This is a genomic window from Massilia eurypsychrophila (genome assembly GCF_002760655.1).
Classification (GTDB): Bacteria; Pseudomonadota; Gammaproteobacteria; order Burkholderiales; family Burkholderiaceae_D; genus JAFCUW01.
This window is the reverse complement of the sequence record NZ_PDOC01000004.1, coordinates 28,572-41,263: the sequence shown is the minus strand read 5'-3', so window position 1 is coordinate 41,263 and position 12,692 is coordinate 28,572. Positions and strand designations below refer to the sequence as shown.

At 61.6% G+C, this 12,692-nt stretch carries 9 protein-coding genes; 7 read left to right on the top strand and 2 right to left on the bottom strand.

Going from position 1 to position 12,692, the window contains the following annotated elements; translation table 11 throughout:
- Window positions 1-61 precede the first annotated feature (61 nt).
- The 5 genes from rbfA (at window position 62) to typA (ending at window position 4,951) form a co-directional block, all read left to right on the top strand.
- Window positions 62-487: a 30S ribosome-binding factor RbfA gene (gene rbfA, locus CR105_RS08255; protein WP_099787974.1), complete on the top strand. Its 426-nt coding sequence runs from the start codon at window positions 62-64 to the stop codon at window positions 485-487.
- The gene (truB, locus tag CR105_RS08250) at window positions 487-1,410 is read left to right on the top strand and encodes a tRNA pseudouridine(55) synthase TruB (protein WP_099787973.1); all 924 of its coding nucleotides are present in this window, start codon (window positions 487-489) and stop codon (window positions 1,408-1,410) included. Before rbfA ends, truB begins: the two co-directional genes overlap by 1 nt.
- Window positions 1,411-1,480: 70 nt before the next feature.
- Entirely contained in the window at window positions 1,481-2,146 is a 666-nt protein-coding gene (locus tag CR105_RS08245; RefSeq protein WP_099787972.1) for a DUF2059 domain-containing protein, read from the top strand.
- Window positions 2,147-2,352: 206 nt separating this feature from the next.
- Window positions 2,353-2,895, top strand: coding sequence for a DUF2059 domain-containing protein (locus CR105_RS08240; protein ID WP_099787971.1), 543 nt, complete (start codon window positions 2,353-2,355; stop codon window positions 2,893-2,895).
- A gap of 223 nt (window positions 2,896-3,118) precedes the next feature.
- Window positions 3,119-4,951 carry a translational GTPase TypA gene (gene typA, locus CR105_RS08235; protein ID WP_099787970.1) on the top strand — a complete coding sequence of 611 codons (1,833 nt, stop codon included), beginning with the start codon at window positions 3,119-3,121 and terminating at the stop codon, window positions 4,949-4,951.
- A gap of 457 nt (window positions 4,952-5,408) precedes the next feature.
- Here typA and CR105_RS08225 read toward each other — a convergent pair whose 3' ends face one another.
- Together CR105_RS08225 and CR105_RS08220 are read right to left on the bottom strand one after the other, a co-directional pair.
- Window positions 5,409-6,536: an ElyC/SanA/YdcF family protein gene (locus CR105_RS08225; protein WP_218968676.1), complete on the bottom strand. Its 1,128-nt coding sequence runs from the start codon at window positions 6,534-6,536 to the stop codon at window positions 5,409-5,411.
- 50 nt (window positions 6,537-6,586) lie between these two features.
- On the bottom strand, window positions 6,587-9,091 hold the full coding sequence (locus tag CR105_RS08220) for a TonB-dependent receptor (protein WP_099787969.1): 2,505 nt from the start codon (window positions 9,089-9,091) through the stop codon (window positions 6,587-6,589).
- A 303-nt stretch (window positions 9,092-9,394) separates the two neighbouring features.
- Here CR105_RS08220 and dusA point away from each other — a divergent pair, with 303 nt between their 5' ends.
- Together dusA and CR105_RS08210 are read left to right on the top strand one after the other, a co-directional pair.
- On the top strand, window positions 9,395-10,396 hold the full coding sequence (dusA, locus tag CR105_RS08215) for a tRNA dihydrouridine(20/20a) synthase DusA (protein ID WP_099787968.1): 1,002 nt from the start codon (window positions 9,395-9,397) through the stop codon (window positions 10,394-10,396).
- A gap of 492 nt (window positions 10,397-10,888) precedes the next feature.
- Complete coding sequence (locus CR105_RS08210; protein WP_229413752.1) at window positions 10,889-12,658, top strand: methyl-accepting chemotaxis protein; 1,770 nt, start codon at window positions 10,889-10,891, stop codon at window positions 12,656-12,658.
- Window positions 12,659-12,692: the final 34 nt, after the last annotated feature.

Here is a 12,692-nt window from a genome sequence, read left to right as displayed (position 1 = left end):
GGGCGTCAATCGGCACACGCTGATTGGCGCCCTGCGTTTTTTATAAGAAGTACTATTCATCATGGCTAAACACAGCAAAAACATCCCCGCCCGCGGCTTGCGCGTGGCCGACCAGATCCAGCGCGACCTGGCCGAAATCCTTGCCTCCGGCTTGAAAGATCCGCGCATCGGCATGGTCACCATCACCGAAGTGCAGATCACGCCCGACTACGCGCATGCCAAGGTGTTCTACACCATGCTCAACGACAAGAAGGAAGCGATCAAGAACACCAACGACGGCTTGCAGGCCGCGTCCGGTTTCATCCGCAACCAGCTGGGCAAGCTGCTGCACATCCACACTTTGCCGGCGCTGCATTTCGTGCACGACACGTCGACCTCGCGCGGCATGGAAATGTCGCTCTTGATCGACCAGGCCAACGCCACCCGCGCCGCCGATGCCGAGCCCGATCCCGTGCCGGCCGATCCGGACGCGCCGCAAGAACGTTGATGAAGCAGCCTCATGTTAAGCGCGTGCGCGACCTGGTCGACGGCGTGCTGCTGCTCGACAAGCCGGTCGGCCTGTCGTCGAACGACGCGCTGATCAAGGCCAAGCGCGTGCTCAACGCCAAGAAGGCCGGCCACACCGGCACGCTCGACCCGTTCGCCACCGGCCTGCTGCCGCTGTGCTTCGGCGAGGCGACCAAGTTCTCGCAAGACTTGCTGGAAGCGGACAAGACCTACGAGACCACCGTTCACCTTGGCATCAGCACGAATACCGGCGACACCGAGGGCGAAGCGATCGCCACGCGCGACGTGAACGTGACGCGCGAAGATATCGAGGCCGTGCTGGCGCAGTTTCGTGGGCCGATCATGCAGGTGCCGCCGATGTATTCGGCGCTCAAGCGCGACGGCAAGGCGTATTACGAATATGCGCGCGAAGGCATCACGCTCGAGCGCGAGGCGCGCCCGGTCACCATTCACACACTCGAGTTCGTCGCCTACGAGGCGCCGTTCCTGAAGCTGCTGGTTACCTGCAGCAAGGGCACCTACATCCGCGTGCTCGGCGAAGACATCGGCAACGCGCTCGGATGCGGCGCCCACCTCAACGCGCTGCGCCGCATCCAGGTCGGCGCGCTGACGGTCGAGGGCATGGTCACGCTCGAAACGCTGCAGGCCAATGCGGCGCCGCTGTCGATGCTGGCACCGGTCGACGCGCTGCTGTCGTCATTTCCGGCGGTTCAGCTCACCGACGAGCTGGCCAAGCGCTTCCTCAACGGCCAGCGTCTCGCGCTCGGCAAGGAAGACATCGCCGTGCCGCAGCAGCAGGGCAGGGTGCGCGTGTATCACGGCGACGCGCTGCTCGGCACCGCCAACCTGCAGGAGTTCTCCATCCTCGCACCGGAACGACTAATAGCGTTCAAGCCTGATTAGATCAATCGTGGCGGCCGACCGGATTGTACGATTTGACTTCACTGTCGTGCAATCCTGGATCGGAGGTCGTATGCGTCGCTCGCTTGCCGTTGTCCTTTTCCTTTTTTCCTGTGCCGCCGCCGCGCAGACTGACGAGCGCCGCGTGCGCACGGTCCAAACCGATGAAGTGCCCGATCAGAGCCCCTACGTTGCGGCGCAGGTCAAGCAAGTCCCCGAGCAGACGGAATTGTCCGAGGAGCGCACGGATCCGCCAGAACATCCCGACGAACGCATGGTGCTGGCCAGGCAACTGGCGGCGCTGGGACAGAAGAACGCCGGCGAGGCGCAGCCGGACGCATCATGCGCAGCCGCGTCCGAGACCATCCGTGCCGACTTGGCGGCAGCCTACCGTACGCGGCCGGGCGACTTCCACGGCATTTCGCCGCAATCGGCTTATTGGCCCGAAGTGGTGCGTGCCTGGCATGCCTATCGCGGCGACCGCTGCGGTGGCGATTCGCCGGCCGCGATTCTCGCCCGCAGCTACGCCGAAGCAATGTCGACCGCCGAGCTGCGCGACGTGATCGCGTTCCAGGCTACGCCCAGCGGACGCGCGTTCATCGCCGCCACCCAGCGCGCCCGCGCCGGGCTTGAAAACGCGCTGGCAAAGCGGAGCAGCGATGATGGCGACGACGCGCTCGATGTCTTCCAACAGGAGATGCTGAGGCTCAAGACCCAATACGAAGACGATCCGAAGTAGGGTGCCTTGGCACGGTCGCCGAATTCCCGACGGCCGTGCCGCCGTCTGCAACGTCGACGTCCTCCCGGCGTGCCAGCGCCGTTCTCCTGCTTTGATCGATTCGGCAGGACGATGCTCATGAAACGCATGCGGGCCGCTTGAACGCGCAGCGGTTCGTGTGTACGATCGCTGAATTGTTGATTTTGCAACCACTTCCTGGAGTTCGAATGCGCCATCTTGTCGTCCTGCTGCTGATCATGTACTGCACCGCCGTGTCCGCCGACGATACGGATGAACGCGGCGCGCTGGCGCGCCGTCTCGTGGAGCTGACGGAGGTGAAAGAACGCAATCTGGAGGAGAACCAGTGCACCAAAGTTTCCGCCGATTCCTCCAAAGCAATCGTTGCCTTGTACGTGCGTAATCCCGCCAATTTCAACGGCATCTCGCCCCAGTCAGCGTATTGGCCAGAAGTGGAAGCGATTTACCGCGATTTCTATTCAGTCGTGTGCACATCGAGCTTGTTCAGCAACCTCGAAGGGCTGCACGCAAAAGCTTACGCGACCATGTCGTTGGCCGATCTGCGCGCGGCGGTGGCGTTTTATTCCTCCCCCGCCGCCCGTGAAATGGCGCTGGCCGCCAAGAATCACCTGGCCGAGGCGAACGCGATTAACAATCGCGTGTCATCCAGCGAAGAACTGACACGCGCGCGCGCCAGTTTTACGGACGCGATGCGCCATCTCGCGAAAAAATACAAGACCGACCCACGCTAAGGCACGCCGGCGCGCGCGCAAGCGCAGTGCGCTTCACGCCGTGTCGCGCTCCACGCCGCGCGGCTAATAGTTCAGCAAGTTCTTGAAAACCCTCGCAATTTCCCGCCTCAGCCTCTGATAGCGCGCATAAGCGTGCTATACTAGTCGGTTCCAGAAATCAGAAACACCGTACACCTTCGTACACCTCGTACCTCAGTACGTACCTTCTCAGTTCATTACGACCATGTCTACTCAAAAACGCGCAATTCGTAACATCGCCATTATCGCCCACGTTGACCACGGCAAAACCACGCTGGTGGACAAGCTGCTGCGCCAATCCGGTACTTTCCGTGACAACCAGCAGGTCGAGACCCGCGTGATGGACTCGAACGACCTCGAAAAAGAACGCGGCATCACCATTCTGTCGAAGAACTGCGCTGTTGAGTACGAAGGTACCCACATCAATATCGTCGACACCCCAGGCCACGCCGACTTCGGCGGCGAAGTCGAGCGCGTGCTGTCGATGGTTGACTCGGTGCTGCTGCTGGTCGATGCCCAGGAAGGCCCGATGCCACAGACCCGTTTCGTCACGCGCAAGGCGCTGGCGCTGGGCCTGAAGCCGATCGTCGTCATCAACAAGATCGACCGTCCGGGCGCCCGTCCTGACTGGGCGATCAACGCCACGTTCGAACTGTTCGACAAGCTCGGCGCCACCGACGAGCAGCTCGACTTCCCGGTCGTGTTCGCCTCGGCACTGAACGGCTATGCCAGCCTCGACTCGGAAGTGCGCGAAGGCGACATGACGCCGCTGTTCGAAGCGATCCTCAAGCACGTGCCAGTGCGCGACGACAATCCGGACGGTCCGCTGCAGATGCAAATCACGTCGCTCGACTACTCGTCGTACGTCGGCAAGATCGGCATTGGCCGCATCTCGCGCGGTCGCATCAAGTCCGGCCAGGACGTCATCGTCATGAACGGTCCTGATTCGACCCCGTTCAAGGGCCGCATCAACCAGGTGCTGAACTTCAAGGGCCTCGAGCGCGTGCTGGTCGACGAAGCTGTCGCCGGCGACATCGTGCTGATCAACGGTATCGACGAAATCGGCATCGGTTCGACCATCTGCCAGCCGGACACCCCGGAAGCGCTGCCGATGCTGACCGTCGACGAGCCAACCCTGACGATGAACTTCATGGTCAACAACTCGCCACTGGCCGGCCGCGAAGGCAAGTTCGTCACCAGCCGCCAGCTGCGCGACCGCCTCGACCGCGAACTGAAAGCCAACGTTGCTCTGCGCGTTGCGCCGACCGACGACGACACCATTTTCGAAGTGTCCGGCCGCGGCGAGCTGCACCTGACGATCCTGATCGAAACGATGCGCCGCGAAGGCTTCGAGCTGGCCGTATCGCGTCCGCGCGTGGTCTTCAAGATGGTCGATGGCGTGCGCCACGAGCCGTTCGAGCAACTGTCGGTGGACGTCGAAGAAGCCAACCAGGGCGGCGTGATGGAAGAACTGGGCCGTCGCCGCGGCGACCTGCAGAACATGGAATCGGACAGCAAGGGCCGCGTTCGCCTCGAGTACAAGATTCCTGCGCGCGGCCTGATCGGCTTCCAGGGCGAATTCATGACCCTGACGCGCGGTACCGGCTTGATGAGCCACGTGTTCGACGAGTACGCACCGGTCGACAACACCCGCGGTGAAATGGCCGGCCGCCGTAACGGCGTGCTGATTTCGCAAGACGACGGCGCCGCCGTTGCCTACGCGATCTGGAAACTGCAGGAGCGCGGCCGCATGTTCGTGGTCCACAACGATCCGGTCTACGAAGGCATGATCATCGGCATCCACTCGCGCGACAATGACCTGGTCGTCAACCCGATCAAGGGCAAGCAGCTGACCAACGTGCGTTCGTCCGGTACCGACGAAGCGGTGCGCCTGGTGCCGCCAGTGCAGATGTCGCTCGAGTACGCGGTCGAATTCATCGCCGACGACGAGCTGGTCGAAATCACGCCGAAGTCGATCCGCCTGCGCAAGCGTTACTTGAAAGAGAACGAGCGCAAACGCGCCGGTCGCGACGCGTAATTAACAAGGGCGCTTCGGCGCCCTTTTTCATGTGCCCAGCTTTGCCGCACGGGAGTGTGTCGATGCTGGGTGCACATAAAAATAGCCCACGCAAAGTGGGCTATTTTTTTATCTGTGCGCCCAGCATGGGCGCACTCCTGTGGGTGCAAGTCCCGCCGCGAGCTGACCACAGTGAGCGAAGTGAAGCGCAACTGCGGAAGGGTAACCGACCGTGGGAAGGAAGCGTGGAGCATAAATCATGAGCCGATGGACAAGAACTGCATAGAAGGCGCTGTCGATCAGGGTGAGCGGGCAGATATCCGCGAAGCTCTTGTGGTCAAGGAGAGATGGCGTAGATGCAGCGGTTGTGTGATGAAGGAGTGCGGCCCTTACCTGGGGACGCCCCGCTTCGGCCCATCTGGGCCGTTCCCCTATGCCGATTCGGCCGGAAGCGATGCAACCGGCCGGTGATAGCGGACTAGGGATCGAGCGGATCCCATGGGTCGACGCGCAGCGAACGCAGCGACGGCCGGAACTCCAACTCGTAAGGCGATATGCGGGGACCGACGGTACCGGGCTGGTAACCGAGCTCGGCCGGGTTGCGGGCGGCGAACTCCGGGCTTTCGATGTAACGGCTCTGGCTGACGTTGGCAACGATCAGCGTCGGCTGCTCGATCGGCGCTCCCATGGCAACGAGCTGGCGCGTCACGTTGCGCAGGTTCGTCGTCGTATGGCGGGCGTACGGCTCGATGACGATGCGGTCCGCCGGAACGTGGAAGCGCTCGATGAGCACCTTGCGCATTTCGACGGCCTCGACGAAACGCGATTCTTTCGGATGCACAGCGGCGCCGCTGACGATGATGAACGCCGCGGTGCCGTCGGCGAAGCGGCTTGCCGCCAGCTTCAGGTGCAGCTTGCCTCGTGCACTCATCGCAATCGCCGGATTCTCCGGTCCGACGCCTGGAACGATGATTGCCGTGTAGCGGTAGCGCTTCCAGTCGATGCTGCGCGCCCGCGCATACGGCGCCGCGTTAAGACCCTTGTCGAGCGGCTCGAACAGCACTGCGTCAGGCCGTTCGTTGGCGTCGATGAGCGCGATTGCCAGCGAAATGCTGGGATCGAGGCTTATTCCCGGATCGTTTTTTCCGGCATCGGCCAGCCAGATGGCGTCCGCCACCAACGCTTTGAAAGCCTCGCTGCCGGGCTTTTCGAACGGGCCGTCAATCATCGGGTAACGCGCTTCGTTACCGAAACCATAGATTTGCAGGACGGCGTTCAGGCCCCGCAGTTCGCGCGCGACCTGGGCCTTGACCCCGTCATCGGCGATTGGCGAGCGCTTCCCGGGCGATGCCGGGACGGCGGCCACGGCGTTCGCCACCGCATCCATTTCTTCATCGGTCCAGGTGGCAGCCAAGAACAGGCATTTGGACGCCTGCTGGCATGCATCGATACGCTTTTTCCTGCTATCGAGCACAGCGGCGAGGCGCTCCGGCTGGCGGCCGGCTTGTAGGCTGGCCACCGCCGGGAACATGCGCGCCGCCATCAACGCCCAATGCTGGTCCTGAACCGGGGCAGCATGGGAAGGAAGTGCGATGGCCAGCGCCACGGCGAGTATGAAATGTTTTCTCATGGTTGAAGTGTGGGTTTTAAGATTCGTTACCATGCCCTGCTCACGACCAGGCGTGCGCTGCGCCCGAATACTGGACGGCCATAGATTGCCGCGTTGTTGCCCTGGCCCGATAGCGTGTCGGTACGTGGGTTGCCCTCGGTGAGGCCTTTCGCGTTCGTCAGGTTGTCGCCCGTGAGCTGAAGCTGCCAGTCGCCACGGGTCACCGTGACGCCTGCGCCGATGGAGTGATACGAAGGCAGGGCGGTAGTATTGAACAAATCGACGTAGCGCTTGCCGGTGTGGGAATAGCTGCCGAACACGTCGACCAGGTCGTCGCCCACGTTAAAGCTGTAGCTCGGACGGACATTGCCGAACACTTTCGGTTCGCGCACGATCTGGTTGCCAACCACTTTCGACGGATCGGCGCCCGTCGCGCTCACGAAGTTCCGGTACTGGGGATCTTGTAGCGTCAGCGATGCGCTGACGACGAAGCGTTTCGTCAGGTGCCAGGCGCCATCGATCTCGGCGCCGCGAATAACGGCCTTGCCGAAGAACGGCACGGTCTGGTCATTGCGACCGGTAATCGGGTTGAACGCAACGAAGGAAGTGTTCAACGGATCGAACTGCGCATAGAAGCCGGTGATGTACAGGTAGGAGCGGCCGAACGTCGTCTTCAAGCCAACTTCGTACTGGTCGGCCTTCGTCGTCAGCACGAGCGGCGAGACCGACGACGCCACCTGCATCGTCGGCGGCACTTCGAGGTGGGAGACGCGGACGTAGCCGCCGATCGTGGTGGAAAAATCGTAGTTCGCGCCCACCGTCCAGTTGGTGGTTTTCGGCTTGATGACGTGCGCCTGGCGCTCGCCAGTGAAGGCACGCGTCGTATTATCGGCCAACGTCGCCGGGTCGCCCAGGTTCACCTGGTTCGTCAGCAAGGCGTAGCCGTCGTAATGATATCGCTCGGTGCGCAGGCCCGCATCGACGCGCAGGCGGTCGGAGACTTCCCAGGTGTCGTTCAGGTACAGCGCGCCCATCCTGGCGTCGACGTCGCCTTCATTGAGCGTCGTCGTGTAGCGCAGCACGCCTTTGTCGGTGACGGAACCGAGCACGGCGCCAGTTGCCGAATAGGCGATGAGGTCGAGCGTGCGCGGCTGGCCGTTAACCTCGATCAGCATGTCGTTATACAACGACCTGCTCGTGGCGCCATACGTGCTGGCGTAAAAGCCTGCTTTCACGTCGTGGTTGCCAAAGCCAGTCTGGAAGTTGCGCGTGAAGTTGACGTCCGCCTGGTTCGAATAGAATTTCGACGTGAGGGTCCGGAACTGTCCCTGCATGATGAGGCCGGAGGCGGACGCGGGATTGTAGGCCTGGGCGCCATTGGTGCCCGACAGTGCATAGCCGAGGCGCTCGACCGGGCCGAATGCGGCTCTGGAGGCGGCAAGGAAGCCGTTTGCGAAGGTCGTCGGGTCGGCCGGGTTCGACGTCGAATAGAAGGCGTCGAAGTCGAGCTTGCCCTTGGTGAGACCGGCCTTGGCAGATACCTGCCACTCGCCCATATTGCCCTCGTATTGCAGGCCGATATTGCCGAACTTGAGATGGCGGCCATTGGCCAGGTCGCGCTGGTCGGTCTGCAGCACGCCGGCGCCATCGAGGCTTTTCTGGCGGACGTTGCGCAGCGATGGCGAGTTCATCGTACCCTTGAAATAATCGATGTACGGATCGAGGGAAACGGCGGGATTGCGTGGATCGGCCACAGGGATCGGCAGATAGAAGACGTTATGGTCGTTGAGGAGATTGGCGCTCAGCTTCCATGTGCCCGCGTCAGTGACGTGCTTGATGTTCGCCCGGATCTGCCCGCCGCGATCGTTGGGAAAGCCGTTGTCGCGATGGCCGTCATCCTGGCGAATGAAGCCGCCAATGGCATAAAAGGTGCGATCGTCGATCGGGCCGGCCTGGTAGGCATCGAGGCGCTTGAGCCCCGTGGTGCCGATGCTCACCTGGGCCTTGCCACGGGTTTTGTTTGTACCAGCGACCGTCGTGCTGTTGACGATGGCGGCGGCCTGGCTTGCGTAGATCGGGGCGGGACCGCCGCGCACCACTTCAAGCGTCTTCGTCATCAGGTCGTAGCGGTTCATGCTGTCGCCCCGGAAGAAATAGCCGTTGATCTCCGTCATCAGTGGCAGGCCATCTTGCTGGAACAAGGCGTAGCCGTCGTCGGTGGGAATGCCGCGCACTCGCGTCACGTTCTGCACTTCGCCGCCGGTCGCTTCGACCTGGATACCCGGCAATTTGCCCAGCAGGTCCGCCATGTTTTGGGGGGCAAGCTTTTGCACGTCCGTTTGCGACAGCGCGTTCACCGCATAGGAAACGTCGAAGCGCCGTTGCGGACGAGCCGAGCCGGTGACCACCACGACCTGGGAATCGGCTGCGTCGGCAGGTTGGCCTGCAAGGGGCGTCTCTTGCGATGTTACCTGGGCGAACGTGGGCGCTGTCAGCGCGCACAGTGCGCCGATCGCGCAACCCATGCCGAGTGTCGTTCTTTTCTTGCTCATGTATTACTCCTGATGGAAAGAGGACCGTTGTCCACGCCGGAGTATAGGAACTATTTATGACCGCTTTATTTCCCATTTAAAGAATGTATTTTGTTCTCAGGATGCTTAATCGCGCACTGAATCTGCGAGCAGTTGCACCTCGACCTCGGCAAACGAGTTGCTTGTCGAGCCATCCTATACGCCCCGATTCGATCAACGGTAAAATGTGCCACGTGTTGGATGATTGCTCTGCATACATATTGGCAATCGTGAATAAAATGAAAGTTAAGTATGAGTAATACCGCCGCTTCCGTCCCGGAAAGCATGAAAATTCAGGGCGCTCGCAAAGGACGAAGGATTTCGGTCGCTCCGATGATGGACTGGACCGACCGCCACTGCCGCGTGTTCCACCGCCAGATCACCCGCCACGCCTGGCTGTACACCGAGATGGTGACGACCGGGGCGCTGGTGTATGGCGACGTCGAGCGCCATCTGCGCTTCAATGACGAAGAGCATCCGGTTGCGCTGCAACTGGGCGGCAGCGACCCGACCGACCTCGCCACTGCGGCGAAACTGGGCGAGCAGTACGGTTACGACGAGATCAACCTGAACTGCGGCTGCCCGTCCGAGCGGGTGCAGAAGGGCGCGTTCGGCGCCTGCCTGATGGCAGAACCGCAACTGGTGGCCGACTGCGTCAAGGCAATGCGCGACGCTGTGTCGATCGACGTGACGGTCAAGCACCGCATCGGCATCGACAAGGTCGATGACTACAGCTTTGTGCGCGACTTTGTCGGCACCATTGCCGATGCCGGCTGCAACACGTTCATCGTCCACGCGCGCAACGCCATCCTGAAAGGCTTGTCGCCGAAGGAAAACCGCGAGATCCCGCCGCTCAAGTACGAGGTGGCGTACGCGCTCAAGCGCGAGTTTCCCGACTTGGAGATCATCATCAACGGCGGCATCAAGACCAGCGACGAGGTCGCGCTGCACCTTGAGCACGTCGATGGCGTGATGCTGGGGCGCGAGGCGTATCACAACCCGTACGCGATGGCCGACTATGACGCCAGGTTCTACGGCGACGATACGGCAGTGAAGACGCGCCTGGAAGTGCTGGCCGCGATGATTCCATATATACAAGCGCAGCTCGATGCGCACGCCGCGCGCGGGCTCAAGCTCAACAGCATCACCCGCCACATGCTCGGGCTGATGGCCGGCTTGCCCGGGGCGCGCAGCTTCCGGCAGGTGATGTCGGATCCGAAGAAGCTGGCCAGCGCCGACCCGCACCTGCTGTTGGAAGCGGCTGCGCGCATGCAACAAGCGGCCTAGCTGGTTGTTGCCGTGCACCATGCGGTGTCCCAGCAGCGGGCCGCCGCAGCAGGGGTCTGACCCGATTTTTCTTCTGGGGTCAGACCCCGGATCAGTTAACGCCCGAAAATCCAGGGTCTGATCCAAAGGAAGCGGGTCAAACCCCTGCTGGTCTCTCGCAGGCGGTATAGACAAGCCCGCCACATTTGCGCGTTAAATTGCCGCATAGAAACAACACACTCCTAGACAGTCCGCAATTTTCTTGCTGCAAGGCAAATATACGCTCTATAATTGCTGCTCGGCATCGATTTTCGGCAGTTTTCATCCCTAAACTGTTGTTCCAGCGAAACAATTGCTTCTGGGCTTCATAATTTTGCATCCGCAGTCATTTTTGTTCTATCCTGACAGCAATACTTGCCCTCCGCGTTCAATCGGCGCGAAGGCAATGGGATGACGGATGCCGGTGGCACAGGCGAATCGACTAATCGTTTTTATTAATAAAAAGACCACGCAATGAATTTATCGAACATGAAAGTGGGAACGCGCCTGGGCCTCGGATTCGCTCTGGTCCTGTTCTTCCTTGTTGCCGTCACCGTCATCGGTATCGTGCGCATGGCGCAGATCCAGGACCGTCTTGACCACGTCGTGGGCGTCAACAACGTCGTCACGCGCCTCGTCATCGACATGCGCGGCAACGTCAGCGACCGCATCAACTCGCTGCGCATCCTGACCATGATGTCGAGCCCGGACGAGATGGAAACGGACATGAACCGCATCAAGGCGCAGACGGCCAAGTACGACGAAATCGAAAAGAAGCTCACCGACAAGTTCGCGGCTGAATCGTCGCCGCAGGAAAAGGCGCTGCTGGTCCAGGTCAAGGAACACGAAGCGGTAGCGATGCCGGCAATTGCCAAGGCGTCCGAGCTGTGGCTGGCCAGCAAGGCCGAAGAAGCGACCCGCGTGATGATCAAGGAAATCCGTCCGGCGCAGAAAAAATGGATGGAAGCGCTGGAACAGCTGGCCGCGCTGGAAGACAAGCTCAATACCCAGTCGCAGCTCGACGCCGAAGATGCGTTCAAGAATGCGCGCAACTTCATGCTGGTGATGGGCCTGCTCGCAGTCGGCATGGGCGTCCTGGCAGCGGTGCTGATTACCCGCGGCTTGCTCAAGCAGCTTGGCGGCGAGCCGGACTACACGGCCAAGATTGCCGGCAGCATCGCCCACGGCGACCTGTCGATCGCCATTCACACCGCCGATTCGGACAAGGGTTCGCTGCTGGTCGAGATGAAGGAAATGCGTAACAGCCTGGTCAACATCGTCGGCCAGGTGCGCGTCGGCACCGAAACGATCGGCACGGCATCGCGTGAAATTGCAGCCGGTAATATCGACCTGTCGTCACGTACCGAAATGCAAGCCAGCTCGCTGGAAAAGACCGCCTCGGCGATGGAAGTACTGACCTCGACCGTCAAGCAGAACGCCGACAACGCACGCGAAGCGAACCTGCTGGCCGCGACCGCGTCGGACGTCGCCCGCAAAGGCGGCGAAGTGGTGTCGCAAGTGGTCGACACGATGGGTTCGATCAATGCATCGGCCAACAAGATTGTCGACATCATCGGCGTGATCGATGGCATCGCCTTCCAGACCAACATCCTGGCGCTGAACGCGGCCGTCGAGGCAGCGCGTGCCGGTGAACAGGGCCGCGGTTTTGCCGTGGTGGCGTCGGAAGTGCGCAACCTGGCGCAGCGCAGCGCGGCAGCGGCAAAAGAAATCAAGACCCTGATTGGCGACTCGGTCGAGAAGGTCGAGCGCGGCAGCAAGCTGGTCGGCCAGGCCGGTGTGACGATGGACGAAGTGGTCGCCAGCGTCAAGCGCGTCACCGACATCATGAGCGAGATCGCCAACGCCAGCCAGGAGCAAAGCGCCGGCATCGAACAGGTCAATCTGTCGATCATCGAGATGGACAGCATGACGCAGCAGAACGCGGCACTGGTGGAAGAGGCCGCGGCCGCCGCGCAAAGCCTGCAGGACCAGGCCAGCGAGCTGGCCCATGTGGTGAGCATCTTCAAGCTGGTCGAAGGCGAGGAAACGCATCAGGCGGTGCAGCCGGCCGCTGTGGCCGCGCCAAGCGCCGTCAGGGCCGCCGCCGCCAGGCCGGCGCAACTGCGCAGCACCCGTCCGGCGCTGAAAAAGCCGGCGCCGTCAGCGGCTCCTTCGCCGGCGCCGTCGGCACCGAAGCCGAAGAAGGCCGTCGCCGCCTCGGCCGACGAATGGGAAGAGTTTTAAGTCACACCGTCACCTTTTGAATTTATTAACAAGA